Source organism: Chromobacterium indicum, assembly GCF_039708975.1.
GTDB classification, from domain to species: Bacteria; Pseudomonadota; Gammaproteobacteria; order Burkholderiales; family Chromobacteriaceae; genus Chromobacterium; species Chromobacterium piscinae.
On sequence record NZ_JAYFSJ010000002.1, the window covers coordinates 176,423 to 192,640 of the forward strand.

Below are 16,218 nucleotides of genomic sequence, written 5' to 3' on the forward strand. Positions count from 1 at the left end.
GTCGCAATAAGCCAACATCCGCGGATTGTCCATGATCAGGGTATTCTGATATTCCTACAAATCGCGCGCCATCGCGATCTCGCAAGCGCCATGGCCGGTATCGCCCCAATGCGCGTCCAGCCGGACAAAGCCCTCGGACGCGTACAACGCCGTCGCCTCGCCCAGCGCGGCGGTGGTTTCCAGATAACACTGCCGATAGCCCCGCGCCCGCGCCTCTTCCAGCAACAACCGCAGCAAGCGCCGTCCCAGGCCTCGTCCGCGCAGCGCCGCATCGAAATACATCTTCTGCAGCTCGCAGACCCCAGCCGAGCCGCCCGCCAGCGGCGCGATGCCGCCGCCGCCGAGCAGCCGGCCGTCGGGGACGATCACCGCCAGGTAGCGCGATCCGGGCCAGTCGTAAACCTGGAACAGCGCATCCAGCTGCGGATCAAGGAAGCTGCAGCCCTCGCCCAGGCGGTACTCGGCCGACACCCGCCGGATCAGCGCCGCCAGCGCGCCGTTGTCCGCCGCCTCGAGCGGGCGGATCGCATAGCCCCGCTGCCGGTCGGCATGCAGCAACGCCCGGCGATAGACGCGCAAGCCGTCCTCCAGCGCCGCCCGCTCCGGCGGGTCCAGCTGCGCCAGCACCCGCGCCATGTCGGCGTCCATCGCCGCGTGCAGGCGCCGCAGCCAGTCGCGGCCCTGGCCGGTCAGCTCGGCCTGCTTGCTGCGGCCGTCTGCCGGGTCCGCCAGCCAGGCGATCAGCCCGCGCTCGGCCAGCCTCTGCAGCGGCCGGCTGCTGTTGGACTTGTCCACCCGCAGACGGCCGGCCAATTGCTGATTGCTGGCCGGCCCCGCCTCCAGCTCGATCAGCAGGTGCGCCTCCACCGGGCTCAGCTCCACCTCGCCGCAGCGACCGGCCAGCATGCCCAGCTCCCTGACGATGTCGCGCGACAAGGCGCGCAGCTCCCGCTCGTCCATCATGCATCTCTCTAAAGTTGCGATACGCAACCATAAGCGATACAGGTTGCGATGCGCAACCATATTTTCACCAGACGTAAAAAAGCCCGCCGAAGCGGGCTTTTCGAAGATTCCTGAAACAGGAATTAAGCTTCGCCGACCACAACGATCTTGATCGGGGTAACCACGTCGTGGTGCAGGGCGATCTCGATGTCGTACTCGCCGATGGCCTTGAACGGGCCGTTCGGCAGGCGAACTTCGAAACGCTTCACTTCCACGCCGAACGCGGTCACGGCTTCAGCCACGTCCACGTTGGTCACGGAGCCGAACAGACGACCGTCCACACCCGCCTTCTGGGCGATGGTGATCACGGCTTCGTTCAGCTTCTCAGCGCGAACCTTGGCGTCGGCCAGGATTTCGGCTTGCTTGGCTTCCAGTTCGGCGCGGCGAGCGTCGAACTCTTTCAGGTTGGCTTCGGTAGCGCGCTTGGCTTTGCCTTGCGGGATCAGGAAGTTACGGGCGAAGCCGTTCTTCACGTTGACCACGTCACCCAGTTGACCCAGGTTGGCAACTTTTTCGAGCAGAATGATTTGCATCTTTTAAGTTCCTTTCCCGGTCTTAGTGCTGGTCGGTGTACGGCAGGAAAGCCAGGAAGCGAGCACGCTTGATAGCGGTGGTCAGCTGACGCTGGTAGCGAGCCTTGGTACCGGTGATGCGAGCCGGGATGATTTTGCCGTTTTCGGCGATGAAATCTTTCAGGAGATCAACGGATTTGTAGTCGATTTCCTTGATGCCTTCTGCCGTGAAGCGGCAGAACTTCTTGCGCTTGAAGAGTTGACGAGCCATTTTGACTAACCTTTTACAAATTCAACATATTCGATATTGAGTACCAACCGCGGATTGCGCAGACTGCGCTGGCCGAGGAATCCGGTGACGTTGATCACCTGTCCCGCCAGTTTCCCGGAATGTTTCCGGGCGTCGTCGCCTATCCACACGGCCTGTATATCGCAGGCCACATCGCGTTCGAATCCGCCAGCTGTCTGTCTAGACTGATGCTTGAGCCACATTTCCACTACCGGCAAGCCGGCGGGCGTGTATCTCAGCGCATCCTCGCGTTCAACCGTGACGGTCAATACCAGACGGTTCTGCAAGTCCGTTACCTCTGCCTATTAGGCAGAAGCTTCGGCCTCGGCTGCCGGCTGCTGGGCGTCCAGCAGGTTTTTAGCCTTTTCGTCCTTCATCATCGGGGACGCGTCGGTGATGGCGCGGTCCAGCTTGATGCTGAGGTGACGCAGAACAGCGTCGTTGAACTTGAAGGCGTGCTCGATCTCGGCCAGGGTTTCCGACTGGCACTCAACGTTCATCAGAACGTAGTGAGCTTTGTGCAGCTTTTGGATCGGGTAAGCCAGTTGGCGGCGGCCCCAGTCTTCCAGACGGTGGATCTTGCCTTCGGCGGCCAGAACCATACCCTTGTAGCGTTCGATCATGGCCGGGACCTGTTCGGACTGGTCCGGGTGCACGATGAACACGATTTCGTAATGGCGCATGTGAACTCCTTTTGGCTATTCGTAGCCTTCCGCCATGCGATTGCGAAAGGCAAGGTAGTAAACCGCAGCATTCTACGCACTTTGCTGCGGCTAGGCAAACTTTAAGCGCGTTAATTCAGGAACATCCACGCGCTGCGCCGGCAAAACGCGGCGGATTTACAACTTCTTGTCGCGCTTGATATCCACCACCACCCCGTCGCGCAGCGTGACGATGGTGGTGTAGGGAATCTGGCCGTTGGCCAGCCAGGACAGCTGGCGGGTTGTGGAAACGGTCGTCACCCGTCCGCCGGTCAACTGGCCCTGATTGCTGTCGCTGCTGTAATCGGGCGCGCCGACCATGGACACTACTTCGGCCTCCAGCATGCCGTTGTGCAGCTTGATGTAGGTTTCGAACGGAATCGGCGCCGCGTGGGCGGCGCCGGCGAACAGCAGCGCGAGACATGCCAATTTTTTCATTGCCAACTCCCCGAAGAAAATAAAAGCCCGCGAACGCGGGCTTGCTCAAGACTTGGGCTCAACGCACCTTCTTCACCACATCGATCAGTTCGGTCACCATGCCGGTGGCGTCGCCCTGCTGCAGCGCGCGCGAAACGCAGCCCTTCATGTGGTTCTCCAGCAACTGCAGCGCCACCGCGTCCAGCGCCGACTTCACCGCCGCCACCTGGGTCAGCACGTCCACGCAGTAGCGGTCGGACTCGATCATGCCGCTGATGCCGCGCACCTGGCCCTCGATCCGCGCCAGGCGCTTCAGCAGCGCGGCCTTGCCGGGCTGCACCACGCTGCGTTCGGCCTGCGCCGCCTCATGGCAGCACTCCTGGGGAGAATGTGTATCGCCCATGACGGTTCCTGGATTTTTCATATCGGCATTATCGCCCATCCCATCGCGCTAGGCACGGACATCCAGCGTTCCCATCATGCCGGCGTCCTCGTGTTCAAGGATGTGGCAGTGGAACATCCGCGGCCCCGGCATGTCCTGGCGGAAGCGCAGCCTCACCTTCTGCTCCGGCGGCACATTGACCACATCACGCCAGGCAAGGTAGGGCTCGCGCCGCCACCCCTTGCCGTCATGCCGCTCGGTCACCTGGAACTGGGTGCCGTGCAGGTGGAAGGGGTGGTCCATGTCGGCCCGGTTGTCCACTTCCCACTCCTCCACCGCGCCGACCTTGCCGGTGAAGTCCATCCGGTCCATGTCGAAGGTCTTGCCGTTGATCAGGAACATCGCCGCCGGATTGGCCATATCCTCGCTGAAGACCACGCGTCGCGTCACCGAGGGCTTGGGCAGCAGATCGATCCGGCGCAGGCTAGCCGGCAAAGAGGCGGTGACTGCCGCGCTCCCGGCTTCTGTGTCCAGCAAGGGCAATGCCTTGTCCTGTTCCGGCCCCATCATCTTGCCGCGCGCGTACGGCAACGCTACCAGGCCGGCCGGCTTGCCTGCGGCGAAGCGGCCGGTGACGGCCAGCTCGGCGCGCGCGCCCGGCGGCAGCACGAGAGATTCGACGCGGCGCGGCTTTTCGATCAGCCCGCCATCGGTCCCGACCAGCCAGACCTCGTGCGCCGGCAGCGCCAGCTTCAGCACCCGCGCGCTGGTGGCGTTCCAGATCCGCCAGCGCTGGCGCTCGCCGCGCCCCAGTTCCAGCCTGGGATGCCACGCGCCGTTGACCAACACGAACTGTCCCTCCCGACCATCCATCTTGTCGGCGTCGCTGTTGGCGGCGATCTTGCCGTCTTCATCCAGCTTGAGGTCGGACAACACCAGCCAGCGCTCCGGCAGATGGGCCAGCGGATCGTCGCGGCCTCTGACCACGAACACGCCGGCGAGGCCGCGGTACACCTGCTCGGCGGTATGGCCATGCGGATGCGGGTGGTACCAGTAGCTGCCGGCGCTGCCCGCCGGCAAGGAGAAGCGGTAGTCTCGGCCCTGGCCGGGCAGGACTGGATCATGCGGATTGCCGTCCTGGTCGGCCGGAATCGGCAGGCCATGCCAATGCACGGTGGTAGGCTGCGGCAGGCGGTTGTCGAAGCGCAGGGCCAGCGTCTCGCCCTCGGACAACTCGATCGCCGGACCGGGCACGCTGTCGTTGTAAGCCCAGAACGCCGTCGCCGGCTTGCCAGGCAGCAAGGGCAGGCTCACCGCGGCCGCGGTCAGGCAGCCCTGCAACGCGCCGTCCTTGCGCTCCAGCGGCAGCCGCTTCAGCTCCGGCAACGGCAAGCCCCTGGCCAAACCCAGGGCCGCCGCATCCGGCATCGCCTCTCTCATCCCCTCTCCCATCGCCATCGCCCCGTGGCCGGCATGGGCGGACTCGGCCGCCGCCGGCCTGAGCCACCACGGCGCCAGGGCCAGCGCGGCCCCCCATCGCATCATTTGACGTCTTTGCATCGCGCGCTCCATTGAGGGCCTGTCTAAGGCCTTAATACCCCCATTAGGTATATTGAACCTAGAGTGCCGGCGATGGCAACAGTTCCGCTCTCTGTGCTTGCGGGCATAAAAAACGGCAGACCGGGTGGTCTGCCGTTTTCGGGATAATCTATCCGCTTACTTGCTTACGTGCGGCGCCAGCAGATGCAGCAACTGGGCCAGCACCTTCGGGCTGCCGGCGACGATGTCGCCGGACTCGAACCAGCCCTGCTCGCCGGTGGGATCGGTGACGATGCCGCCCGCTTCCTGCACGATCAGGCTGCCGGCCGCGATGTCCCACGGCTTCAGGTTCAGCTCGAAGAAGCCTTCGGTGCGGCCGCAGGCGACGTTGCACAGGTCCAGCGACGCGGCGCCTTCGCGGCGCACGCCGGCGGTCTTACCGATCACGTCTTTCAGCATGCCCAGGTATTGGTCGAGGTAACTCTGGTCGGAAACCGGGAAGCCGGTGCCGATCACGCACTCATTCATCATGAAGCGCTTGGAGACGCGGATGCGGCGATCGTTGAGGAAGGCGCCGACGCCGCGCGAGGCGGTGAACAGATCGTTGCGGTTCGGGTCGTAGACCACCGCCTGCTGGACCTGGCCCTTGTGCGCCAGCGCGATCGAAATGCCGTACTGGGGATGGCCGTGCAGGAAGTTGGTGGTGCCGTCGATCGGGTCGATGATCCATTCGTATTCGGAAGAACCCATGCCTTTGGCGCCGGACTCTTCTGCTAGAATCGCGTGCTTCGGATAGGCTTCGAGAATGACGTTGATGATCGCTTCCTCGGCGGCGCGATCCACCTCGGTCACAAAGTCATTGTGCTTTTTCTTCTCTACGCGGATGGCGTCGAGGTTGAGCGACGCGCGCTGGATAACACTGCCTGCGCGGCGAGCGGCTTTAACCGCGACATTGAGCATCGGATGCATTGACGGCCTCTACACTTGAACGATGGGCGGGTGTCCGTCGATGACGCGACACCCGCCAGTAACAATCTGGGTTAAGGAACAAAAAAACCCGACGCCTGGGCGCGGGCTTTTGGTATATGCCCGCTATTTTAATGTGAAAACGCCAATGAATAAACCCCAAGTACCTGATTTTCTGAAAAACATCCGCGTGGTGCTCGCCCGCCCCAACCATCCGGGCAATATCGGCTCGGCCGCGCGCGCGATGAAAACCATGGGTTTGAGCCGCCTGTATCTGGTCGAGCCCAAGGTCTTCCCCAGCGAAGAGGCCAACACGCTGGCCTCGGGCGCGGTGGACCTGCTGGAGAGCGCCGCCGTGGTTTCCACGCTGGCCGAGGCGCTGTCCGACGTCACCGTCGCCTGCGCGCTGACCAGCCGCCGCCGCGAGCTGACCACGCCGCTGTCCACCCCGCGCCAGACCACGCCGGAATTGATCGCCCGCGCCCGCGACGGCGAACAGGTGGCCCTGGTGTTCGGCAACGAGACCTTCGGCCTGTCGATCGAGGAAGTCGAGCAATGCAACCGCCTGGTGACCATTCCCGGCAACCCCGACTACTTCTCGCTGAACCTGGCGATGGCGGTGCAGGTGATGACCTACGAACTGTTCAGCCACACCGGCGTGGACGTGGAATACCTGCGCGCCGAGGGCGAAGCGGCGACCCAGAGCGAGGTGGACGGCATGTGCGGCCACCTGGAACAGGCGATGGACGAGATCGGCTATTTCAAGCGCCGCAACAGCGAGCGGCTGATGCGGCGGATGCGCACCATGTTCCACCGCGCCGGGATGCTGCGCGAGGAGATCGACATCCTGCGCGGCTTCTACAAACAGGTGCAGCGCACCGCCTCTGGCCGACTCGGGGATGCCGACTGAGTCCGGCCTCGCCCTGCCCTACGCGCGCCCCGCGGTGCGCGACCTCGCCTTTCTGCTGACCTCTCCTTCGCCCTGGCTGTGCGGCGCCGACCTGCCCGCTGAACGATTACTGGGACCGGACGGCGAGGCGCTGCTGGCCCGGCTGGATCATGCGCCAGCCGAGCTGGAGGCCTGGCTGGCCGTCGCCGCCGCCAAGCGGCTGGGACAATATGCCGAACGGCTTTTTTCCTTCTGGTTCCATCAGGCCCCACACATCAAACCAGTCGCAGAAAATCTCAAAGTCATAAACAGGGAGCGCCGGACCATCGGAGAGTTCGACTTCCTGCTGCTGCTGGACGGCGAGCCCTGGCATCTGGAAACAGCCAGCAAGTTTTACCTTTCGCTGGGCGAAACCGCCGACGATCTGGTCGGTCCCGGCCTCAACGACGCCTGGCATGTAAAAGCGACCAAAACCACAACACAATTGCGGCTTTCCCGCCATCCAGACGCGCAGTCCGTCCTCCCGGACGGTTTCCAGGGCTGCCGCGCCGCGGCCCGGCTCTGCGGCTGGTTCTTCTATCCGGCGGATCAGTTTCCGCCCGCGCCGCTCAACCCCCATCAACTGCGCGGCTGGCTCGCGCCGAGGGACGCCCCCTGGCCGCGCGCCGACGGCGATTCGCGCTGGGCCTGGCTGCCCAGGCTGTCATGGCTCGCCCCGGCGCTGCTGGCCGAAGCCGATACCCTGGACGAGGCAGCCCTGCGCGCGCGGCTGCAGGCGATTCAAGCCCCGCAGCTGCTGGCCGAACTGCGAGCGGTCGGCGATGGCCTGTGGCGCGAGGTCGCGCGCGGCTTCGTCGTCCCGCCCGGCTGGCCGGACCCGGCGCGCCTGGCGGCGCTGAAGCTCAAAATCTCGCGGACATGAAAAAAGGCAGGCGTCGCGCCTGCCTCGATTGCCGATTCCGGACAGCCTTAGTGGCCGTCGGCGTGCATGCAGCCTGAAATCAGGTTTTTCAGCTCGTCTACCAGCACCAGCTGGATATGCTTGTGATCGACGGTGATCCAGCCCTGCTGCTGGAACTTGGACAGCGTGCGGCTGACCGTTTCCAACTTCAGGCCGAGGAAGCTGCCGATCTCTTCGCGGCTCATGCGCAGGATGAAGTCGTTGGCGGCGAAGCCCCGGGTGGACAGCCGCTGCGACAAATTCAGCAGGAAGGCGGCGATGCGCTCCTCCGCCTTCATATTGCCCAGCAGCAGCATCACGTTCTGGTCGCGCACGATCTCGCGGCTCATCAGGCGATAGAAGTGGTGCTGCAGGCTGGGGATATCGCGGGACAACGACTCCATCCGGGTGAACGGCAGCTCGCATACTTCGCTGTCCTCCAGCGCCACCGCGTCGCAGCTGTGATTGCTGGAGGAAATGCCGTCCAGGCCCATCAGCTCGCCTGACATCAGGAAGCCGGTCACCTGTTCGCGGCCGTCCTGGCTGGCGACACAGGTTTTGAAGAAGCCGGTGCGGATCGCGTACAGCGATTTGAAGGACTCGCCGCTGCGGAACAGGTATTCGCCGCGCTTCAGGCGGCGGCTCTGGCGGATCACCGCGTCCAGCTGGCCCATTTCCTCGCGGTTCAGACCGACAGGCAGGCATAGCTCGCGCAGGCTGCAGCTGGAGCAGGAAATTTTCAGCGTATGCAGGGAGGTTTGGTTTTGTTCAGACATGCTGTATGTGCAAGCCGGCGAAGCTTGACCCTTATCAAGGCGGAATTCACTAATTTTTCGCAAATTTACCAGTCCTCCAGAAGTTTTACCATCCGAATACGACATGAAAACTACCCACCCCTTCTCTCCCGCCCATTTTGTCTTCGATCGCGAGTTGATCGAGAGGCTGGATGGCGCGGGGCCTAGATACACATCCTACCCGACGGCAGATCGTTTTACGTCTAATTTCTCGACGCAAGACTATCTGGACAAATTGCGTCAGCGCCAGATCGGCGCCAACCGCAAGCCTCTATCATTGTACGCTCATATACCTTTTTGCAACACCATCTGTTATTACTGCGCCTGCAACAAGATCATCACCAAGGATAGCGGCAAGGCGGACCAGTATCTGGACTATCTGGAGAAGGAAATCCGCCTGGTTTCCGCGGAACTGGGCATCCGGGAAAAAGTGATACAGCTGCACTTCGGCGGCGGCACGCCCACCTTCCTGTCCGATGCCCAGCTTGAGCGGCTGATGGGCATCCTGAGCACTCACTTCGAATTCCTGAGCGACGGAGAATATTCCATAGAGATTGATCCGCGCAAGGTAAAACGTGAAACCATGCTGAAATTGGCAGGATATGGTTTCAACCGCGTCAGCGTGGGCATACAGGATTTCGATCCCGCGGTGCAGCGCGCGGTAAACCGGATTCAGACCGAAGAGGAAACCCGCGCGGTGATCGAAGCGGCGCGCGAAGGCGGATTCAAATCGGTCAGCCTGGACCTGATCTACGGCCTGCCGCTGCAAAGCCGCGAAACCATGCGCGACACGCTGCGGAAGGCGCTGGCGCTGGACCCCGACCGGCTGTCGCTGTACAACTACGCCCACCTTCCCAGCGTATTCATGCCGCAACGGCGCATCAACGAGGCGGATCTGCCGCCGGCCGCGGTCAAGCTGGACATCCTGCAGGACGCGGTGAAGACGCTGACCGACGCCGGCTACGTGTTCATCGGCATGGATCATTTCGCCAAGCCCGACGACGAGTTGGCCATCGCCCTTCGCCAGGGCCGGCTGCAACGCAACTTCCAGGGCTATTCCACCCATTCCGATTGCGACATGCTGGCCTTCGGCGTCTCCTCCATCGGCAAGGTGGGCTCCTGTTACAGCCAGAACGACAAGACGCTGGATGGCTATTACGCGGCGCTAGACCAGGGCCGGCTGCCGGTGGTGCGCGGACTGACGCTGGACAACGACGACGTGCTGCGCCGGACCATCATCCAGAGCCTGATGTGCCGTTTCGCGCTATCGGTGGAAGCGATAGAAGAAATCCACGGCATCAATTTCGCCCAATATTTTGCGGCGGAAATGCCACAGATACGCGAATTCCAGCAACAGGGCCTGCTCTCCTTCGACGGCGACTTCCTGATGGTGGAACCCCAGGGCCGCTTTCTGATCCGCAATATCGCGATGATCTTCGACCGCCATCTGCGCGAACGCGAAACCCGCGCCCGCTACTCCAAGACCATCTGAAGCCCCCTTCCTGGCGCCGGGCCCTCCCCCGGCGCGCTCCTTTATTCCGGACGAGACTGCCCATAAGGCGGGTAGCGGGTATTTTTCCCTGTGTGATAAGCAAAATCACTTATACAAAGGGTATGCAAGCGTGCCGGGCAAAAATTGGCGCGGCAGCCCGCTTTCGCAAGGAGCCGCTCCATGTCCACGCCCATCGTCAGGCTGATGCAACGCCTGAGCTATCCGCAACGCTTCGCCGTGATCGGCGTGCTGTTCGCCACGGCGCTGCTGTATCTGGTCTATGGCCTGTATCGCAGCAACCAGGACAATATCGAATCCACCGCCAAGGAAAAAGTGGGCGTCGCCTACATGCAGCCGCTGACCGCGATGCTGGCCCAGACCCAGCAGGGCCAGGAGCTGGCGGTGCGCGCGGCGCTGGGCGATGCCCAGGCCAGAAGCGGCTTTCCCGCCGCCTCCCAGCAGTTGCAAGCCAAATGGCAGGCGCTACAGGACGCCAACGGCCGGCTGGGCCCGGAACTGGCCAGCGACGCCGCCTGGAAGGACGCCGCCGCGGCCTGGGACAAGCTGAAGGCCACGCAGTCCGCCCAGCCTACTCAATGGATCGCCGCTTACGGCAATCTCAGCGACAAGCTGAACAATCTGATCGGCGTCATCAGCGACAACTCCAACCTGACGCTTGACCCGGACATCGACACCTATTACCTGATGGACGCCGCCACCGCCAAGCTGACCACGCTGGTCAGCCATCTGGGCGAAGCCAACGCCATCGCTTCGCTGGCCGAGGCCAACCATCCGCTCGATCCCGCCCAGCGCGACCGCCTGGTGGAGCTGCGGCCGCTGATCGCCGAGGTCAACGACGGCCTGGCCAGCGACATCGCCAAGGCCGTGGCCTACAACGCCGGCCTGAAGCCGGACATGTCGTCCCAAGCTGACAAGCTGGCGGCGACGCTCAAAAGCCAGTTGCCGGCGATAGACGACGCGGTCGGCGGCAAGACCGGCGCGGCCGGCCTGAAAGTGGCGGGACACAGCGCAGCCGGGGCCGAAGCGGTGTCCGCCTACATCGCCGCCGGCCTGAAACAGCTGGACCAGCTGCTGCAGGCGCGGATAGACCGCACCGCCAGCCAGCGCGACACCTATATCGCCATCGGCGTCGCGTCCATGCTGCTGGCCATCTTCCTGTTCCATCAGCTCTACCTGTCCATCACGCTGCAGCTGGGCGGAGAGCCGCTTTACGTGCAACAGGTGGTGGAACAGTTGGCGGCGGGCCGGCTGGACACCCGCATCCATCTGCGCGAGCGGGACGATCTCAGCCTGCTGGCGGCGATCCGCCAGATGCGCAACCAGTTGCGCGAGACCGTGGCCCAGTTGCTGGACACCTCGCGCGAGGTCAATCTAGCCGCCGACGCGATGGCGCACAGCGCGCAGAGCATCACCGCCGGCAGTGCCCAGCAGAGCGAGGCCGCCTGCAGCATGGCCGCGGCGATAGAACAGCTGAGCACCAGCCTGTCGGTGTGCGCCGAGCAATCCGAGCAGGCCAATCGTCTGTCCACCGACGCCGCTGGACGATCGTCGGACGGCAATCAGGTGATCGCCGCCACCGCCAGCAGCATGGACGGCATCGTGCGCGACGTGTCATCGGTATCCAACACCATCGCCGATCTGGGCAAGCAATCCGAATCCATCGCCGGCATCGTCGACGTGATCCGCGACGTGGCCGACCAGACCAATCTGTTGGCGCTGAACGCGGCGATCGAGGCGGCGCGCGCCGGCGAGATGGGCCGCGGCTTCGCCGTAGTGGCCGACGAAGTGAGAAAGCTGGCGGAACGCACCGCGCTGTCCACCACCGAGATCAGCAATATCGTCAGCCAGATCCAGAACACCGTGCAGAAGGGCAACGACAGCATGCAGCTGGGCATGAAATCCATCATGGATGGCCAACAACGCGCTCGCGAAGCTGGCAGCAGCATGGACAATATCCGCCATTGCGTGGACGACGTGCTGGACAGCATCCATCAGATCACGTCCTCGCTGCGCGAGCAGAGCCATGCCAGCCAGGCGCTGGCGCAGAACGTGGAGCAAGTGTCGAAGATGTCGGAACAGAACAGCCTGGCGGTCCGTGACAGCGCGGAAACGGCGGGCGAGCTGCAGTCGATTGCCCAGCGGCTGGTGAGCCTGGCCGGGCGCTTCACGGTCTGAGCGCCTGCTCACGCTGGCTCGTCCCGGATGATGGCAGAGCGGAGGCCGGCGCTTGCCGGACAACAGCGGCAACCCGCTTCCCGCGCGCCGTGCTGGCGCCGCCTCCCTCGCCCTACGACCCAGACAGGCTCACAACAGCAGAATCGCGCGGAAATCGTTGACGTTGGTGTGCGTCGGGCCGGTGATCAATAGATCGCCCAGCGCGGCGAAAAAGCCGTAGCCATCATTGTCCGCCAGCCGCGCGCCGGCATCCACGCCCAACGCCGCCGCCCGCGCCAGGGTATCCGGCGCCATCAACGCGCCGGCGTTGTCCTCGCTGCCGTCTATGCCGTCGGTGTCCGCCGCCAGCGCGTAAATACCCGGCAGGCCGTTCAGCGCCATGGCCAGCGAGAGCAGAAACTCGCTGTTGCGCCCGCCCCTGCCCTTGCCGCGCAAGGTCACCGTGGTTTCGCCGCCGGACAGGATCAGCGCCGGTCTGGCCACCGGCGAGCCATGCGCGGCGATCTGGCGCGCGATGCCCGCGTGGACCTTGGCCGCCTCGCGCGCCTCGCCTTCTATGCTGTCGCCCAGCAACAGCACGTTCAGCCCCAGCCGCTCCGCCTCGGCCGCCGCCGCCCGCAAAGCCAGCTGTGGCGTCGCGATCAGCCGGTACTCTGCATGCGCCAACCTGGCGTCGCCGGGTTTCGGCGTTTCGTCCGGCTCCGCCGCCAGCAATGCCGCTGCGGCGGGCGGCAAAGTCAAACCATATTTGGCGACCACCGCGCGGGCATCTGCATAGCTGGTTGGGTCCGCCGCGGTCGGGCCGGAGGCGATCACCGCCGGATCGTCGCCGACCACGTCGGAAATCGCCAGCGTCACCAGTTTGGCCGGCGCGCAGGCCAGCGCCAGCCGCCCGCCCTTGATTGCGGATAAATGCTTGCGCACCGCGTTCATTTCATCGATGCCGGCGCCGCAGGCCAGCAATTGCCGGCTGACCTCCTGCTTGTCCTCCAGGCTGACGCCTCTGGCCGGCAAGGTCAGCAAGGCTGATCCCCCGCCGGACAGCAGGCAGATCACCAGATCGTCGGCCGTCAACCCGCTCACCGCTTCCAATATCCGCCGCGCGGCCGCGCTGCCCGCCTCGTCCGGCACCGGGTGCGCCCCCTCCAGCACCGCTATCCGCTCGGTCGCCACCGCGTGGCCATAACGCGTCGCCACCACGCCGGACAACTCCCCCGGCCACACCCGCTCCAATTCCCGCGCCATCGCCGCGGCGGCCTTGCCGGCGCCCACCACCACAGCGCGCCCCTTGGGCGGCGGCGGCAAATGATCGGCCAGCCGCTGCGGCATCGCGCTGGCGACGGCGGCGTCAAACAGGCGGCGCAGCGTGGATTGCGGGTCGAGATCGGACATGACGGGTTCTCCAATGGCGATGACGCCATTCTGCCGCAGCCGGCGGCGGCTGACACCCCCGCCGCCGCGCGTTAGAATGACGGCGATTCCAACGCCCCGCCTTCACCGGGGCGTTACGCATTTTTCCAGACAGACCAAAAGCAGAGCCCGACACCCGATGAGCACGCCCCAGCACACCCCGATGATGGCCCAATATTTCGCCCTGAAGCGCGACCACGCAGACAAGCTGCTGTTCTACCGCATGGGCGACTTCTATGAGCTGTTCTACGAGGATGCGGAAAAAGCGGCGCGCTTGCTGGACATCACGCTGACCGCGCGCGGCGCCAGCGCCGGCGTGCCGATCAAGATGGCCGGCATTCCCTATCACGCCGCCGAGGGCTATCTGGCGCGGCTGGTGAAGATGGGCGAATCGGTGGCCATCGCCGAGCAGATTGGCGACCCGGCCCTGGCCAAGGGTCCGGTGGAGCGCAAGGTGGTGCGCATCGTCACGCCGGGCACGCTGACCGACGCGGCCCTCTTGGACGACAAGCGCGACAACCTGGTGCTGGCAGTCAACATGGTCAAGGGCGTGCTGGGCCTGGCCTGGCTGTCTCTCGCCAGCGGCGAGTTCAAGGTGATGCAGGCCGATGTCGAGGATCTGTCCAGCGAGCTGGAGCGGCTGAAGCCGGCCGAGCTGGTAATCCCGGACGATACCGGCCTCGCCGCCTTCGAAGGCATCTCGATGCCGAAGAAAAAGCTGCCGCCGTGGCAGTTCGACATCGAATCGTCCAAGCTGGCGCTGACCCGCCACTTCGGCACCCGCGATCTGGCCGGCTTCGGCGCGGATACGCTGCCGGTGGCCGTCGGCGCGGCCGGCGCTTTGCTGGAGTACGTGAAGTCCACCCAGGGCGTGAACCCGGCCCACATCGCCGCGCTGTCGGTGGAGGAAGCCGGCGAGCTGATCCGCATGGACGCTGCCACTCGCCGCAACCTGGAGCTGACCGAAACCATACGCGGCGAGTCCTCGCCGACGCTGGCGTCGCTGCTCGACACCTGCGCCACCAGCATGGGCAGCCGCCTGCTCGGCCACTGGCTGCACCACCCGATGCGCAACCACGGCAAGCTGGCCCGCCGCCACGGCGCGGTGCGCGCGCTGCTGGCGCGTTATCAGGACGTGCATGCCGAGCTGGACCAGGTGTCCGACATCGAACGCATCACCTCGCGGGTGGCGCTGCGCTCGGCCCGCCCGCGCGACCTGTCGGCGCTGCGGGACTCGCTGACGGCGCTGGCCGGCGTCAAGTCGCTGGCGGCCTCGCTCGATTCCGAACTGCTGAACGAGCTCTCCGGCGTGCTGCCGGTCGACTCCCCGGTGCAAAAGATGCTGGCGGCGTCCATCCTGCCGGAGCCGGCCACCTTCCTGCGCGACGGCGGCGTGATCAACGACGGCTTCAGTCCGACGCTGGATGAGTTGCGCGCCATTCAAACCGACTGCGGCGACTTCCTGTTGAAGCTGGAAGCGCGCGAGAAAGAGCGCACCGGCATCACCACGCTGAAGGTGGAGTTCAACCGCGTGCACGGCTTCTACATCGAGGTATCCAAGGCGCAGTCGGACAAGGTTCCGGACGATTACCGCCGCCGCCAGACGCTGAAGAACGCCGAGCGCTACATCACGCCGGAACTGAAGGAATTCGAGGACAAGGCGCTGACCGCGCAGGACCGCGCGCTGGCGCTGGAAAAGCAGCTGTACGAGGCGCTGCTGGACGAGTTGGCGCCTCACATCGCCGAACTGAAGCTGATCTCCCAGGCCGTCGCAGCCCTGGACGTGCTGTCGGCCTTCGCCCAGCGCGCCGCCATCGGCAGCTACGCAGAGCCGCGGTTTGTGCCGGAGCCGCGGCTGGACATCGTCGCCGGCCGCCACCCGGTGGTGGAGGCCGAGGTGGAACGCTTCATCGCCAACGACACCAGATTGTCGGCCGAACGCAAGCTGCTGTTGATCACCGGCCCGAACATGGGTGGTAAATCGACCTATATGCGGCAGAACGCGCTGATCACGCTGCTGGCCCACGTCGGCAGCTTCGTGCCGGCCGACAGCGCCGTGATCGGCCCGATCGACCGCATCTTCACCCGCATCGGCGCGTCGGACGACCTGGCGGGCGGCCGCTCCACCTTCATGGTGGAAATGACCGAGACCGCCAACATCCTCAACAACGCCAGCGAGCACTCGCTGGTGCTGATGGACGAAGTGGGCCGCGGGACGTCCACTTTCGACGGCCTGGCGCTGGCCTGGGCCATCGCCCGCGCGCTGATCGAAAAGAACCGCGCCTACACGCTGTTCGCCACCCACTATTTCGAACTGACCACGCTGGCCGGCGAATACCCGGCGGTGGCCAACGTGCATCTGTCGGCGGTGGAGCACAAGGACCGCATCGTGTTCCTGCACCACGTCGAGGACGGCCCGGCCAGCCAGAGCTACGGCCTGGCGGTGGCGCAGCTGGCCGGCGTGCCGGGCAAGGTGATACGCGACGCGCGCCGCCATCTGACCGACCTGGAAAACCAGTCCGCCACCCGCGTGCAGCCGGATCTGTTCGCCGCGCCGGCGCCGGCCCCCGAACCGGAACTTAATCCTGCGGTAGACCGTCTACACGAGATTGATCCCAATGAGTTGAGCCCGCGCCAGGCGCTGGATCTGCTGTTCGAACTCAAAAAACTGGCCAATTGACCAGCTCAC

At 64.6% G+C, this 16,218-nt stretch carries 16 protein-coding genes; 5 read left to right on the forward strand and 11 right to left on the reverse strand.

Going from position 1 to position 16,218, the window contains the following annotated elements:
• Window positions 1-54: 54 nt before the first annotated feature.
• The 9 genes from VA599_RS03445 to VA599_RS03485 all read right to left on the reverse strand — a co-directional run bounded on the left by VA599_RS03445 (window position 55) and on the right by VA599_RS03485 (window position 5,811).
• Window positions 55-963 (reverse strand): GNAT family N-acetyltransferase, encoded by a 909-nt coding sequence (locus VA599_RS03445; RefSeq protein WP_346787679.1) that lies wholly within the window; start codon window positions 961-963, stop codon window positions 55-57.
• A gap of 122 nt (window positions 964-1,085) precedes the next feature.
• Window positions 1,086-1,535 carry a 50S ribosomal protein L9 gene (rplI, locus tag VA599_RS03450; protein ID WP_021476673.1) on the reverse strand — a complete coding sequence of 150 codons (450 nt, stop codon included), beginning with the start codon at window positions 1,533-1,535 and terminating at the stop codon, window positions 1,086-1,088.
• Between the two features lie 22 nt (window positions 1,536-1,557).
• Window positions 1,558-1,785: a 30S ribosomal protein S18 gene (gene rpsR / locus VA599_RS03455; RefSeq protein ID WP_011137185.1), complete on the reverse strand. Its 228-nt coding sequence runs from the start codon at window positions 1,783-1,785 to the stop codon at window positions 1,558-1,560.
• Window positions 1,786-1,790: 5 nt separating this feature from the next.
• Window positions 1,791-2,090 (reverse strand): primosomal replication protein N, encoded by a 300-nt coding sequence (gene priB, locus VA599_RS03460; RefSeq protein WP_021476674.1) that lies wholly within the window; start codon window positions 2,088-2,090, stop codon window positions 1,791-1,793.
• An 18-nt stretch (window positions 2,091-2,108) separates the two neighbouring features.
• Window positions 2,109-2,486 (reverse strand): 30S ribosomal protein S6, encoded by a 378-nt coding sequence (gene rpsF, locus VA599_RS03465; protein ID WP_021476675.1) that lies wholly within the window; start codon window positions 2,484-2,486, stop codon window positions 2,109-2,111.
• Between the two features lie 156 nt (window positions 2,487-2,642).
• Window positions 2,643-2,942: a hypothetical protein gene (locus tag VA599_RS03470; protein WP_166440158.1), complete on the reverse strand. Its 300-nt coding sequence runs from the start codon at window positions 2,940-2,942 to the stop codon at window positions 2,643-2,645.
• Window positions 2,943-3,000: 58 nt separating this feature from the next.
• On the reverse strand, window positions 3,001-3,324 hold the full coding sequence (locus tag VA599_RS03475) for a metal-sensitive transcriptional regulator (RefSeq protein ID WP_021476678.1): 324 nt from the start codon (window positions 3,322-3,324) through the stop codon (window positions 3,001-3,003).
• A 48-nt stretch (window positions 3,325-3,372) separates the two neighbouring features.
• The gene (locus VA599_RS03480) at window positions 3,373-4,863 is read right to left on the reverse strand and encodes a multicopper oxidase family protein (RefSeq protein WP_346787680.1); all 1,491 of its coding nucleotides are present in this window, start codon (window positions 4,861-4,863) and stop codon (window positions 3,373-3,375) included.
• 156 nt (window positions 4,864-5,019) lie between these two features.
• Window positions 5,020-5,811 carry an inositol monophosphatase family protein gene (locus tag VA599_RS03485; RefSeq protein WP_021476680.1) on the reverse strand — a complete coding sequence of 264 codons (792 nt, stop codon included), beginning with the start codon at window positions 5,809-5,811 and terminating at the stop codon, window positions 5,020-5,022.
• Window positions 5,812-5,956: 145 nt separating this feature from the next.
• On the opposite strand from VA599_RS03485, the gene VA599_RS03490 reads away from it, so the two are divergent.
• Window positions 5,957-6,718 (forward strand): RNA methyltransferase, encoded by a 762-nt coding sequence (locus VA599_RS03490; RefSeq protein ID WP_346787681.1) that lies wholly within the window; start codon window positions 5,957-5,959, stop codon window positions 6,716-6,718.
• Window positions 6,708-7,619 (forward strand): DUF1853 family protein, encoded by a 912-nt coding sequence (locus tag VA599_RS03495; protein ID WP_346787682.1) that lies wholly within the window; start codon window positions 6,708-6,710, stop codon window positions 7,617-7,619. Before VA599_RS03490 ends, VA599_RS03495 begins: the two co-directional genes overlap by 11 nt.
• Window positions 7,620-7,666: 47 nt before the next feature.
• On the opposite strand, the gene fnr is transcribed toward VA599_RS03495, so the two are convergent.
• Window positions 7,667-8,413 carry a fumarate/nitrate reduction transcriptional regulator Fnr gene (fnr, locus tag VA599_RS03500; protein ID WP_021476683.1) on the reverse strand — a complete coding sequence of 249 codons (747 nt, stop codon included), beginning with the start codon at window positions 8,411-8,413 and terminating at the stop codon, window positions 7,667-7,669.
• Between the two features lie 103 nt (window positions 8,414-8,516).
• Between fnr and hemN the strand changes: the two genes are divergently transcribed.
• Both hemN and VA599_RS03510 read left to right on the forward strand, forming a co-directional pair.
• Window positions 8,517-9,923, forward strand: a complete 1,407-nt coding sequence (hemN, locus tag VA599_RS03505) for an oxygen-independent coproporphyrinogen III oxidase (protein WP_021476684.1) — start codon at window positions 8,517-8,519, stop codon at window positions 9,921-9,923.
• Between the two features lie 180 nt (window positions 9,924-10,103).
• Window positions 10,104-12,119 (forward strand): methyl-accepting chemotaxis protein, encoded by a 2,016-nt coding sequence (locus VA599_RS03510; protein WP_346787683.1) that lies wholly within the window; start codon window positions 10,104-10,106, stop codon window positions 12,117-12,119.
• 129 nt (window positions 12,120-12,248) lie between these two features.
• On the opposite strand, the gene VA599_RS03515 is transcribed toward VA599_RS03510, so the two are convergent.
• Complete coding sequence (locus VA599_RS03515) at window positions 12,249-13,511, reverse strand: glycerate kinase type-2 family protein (RefSeq protein WP_346787684.1); 1,263 nt, start codon at window positions 13,509-13,511, stop codon at window positions 12,249-12,251.
• Window positions 13,512-13,668: 157 nt separating this feature from the next.
• On the opposite strand from VA599_RS03515, the gene mutS reads away from it, so the two are divergent.
• On the forward strand, window positions 13,669-16,209 hold the full coding sequence (mutS, locus tag VA599_RS03520) for a DNA mismatch repair protein MutS (RefSeq protein WP_346787685.1): 2,541 nt from the start codon (window positions 13,669-13,671) through the stop codon (window positions 16,207-16,209).
• Window positions 16,210-16,218: the final 9 nt, after the last annotated feature.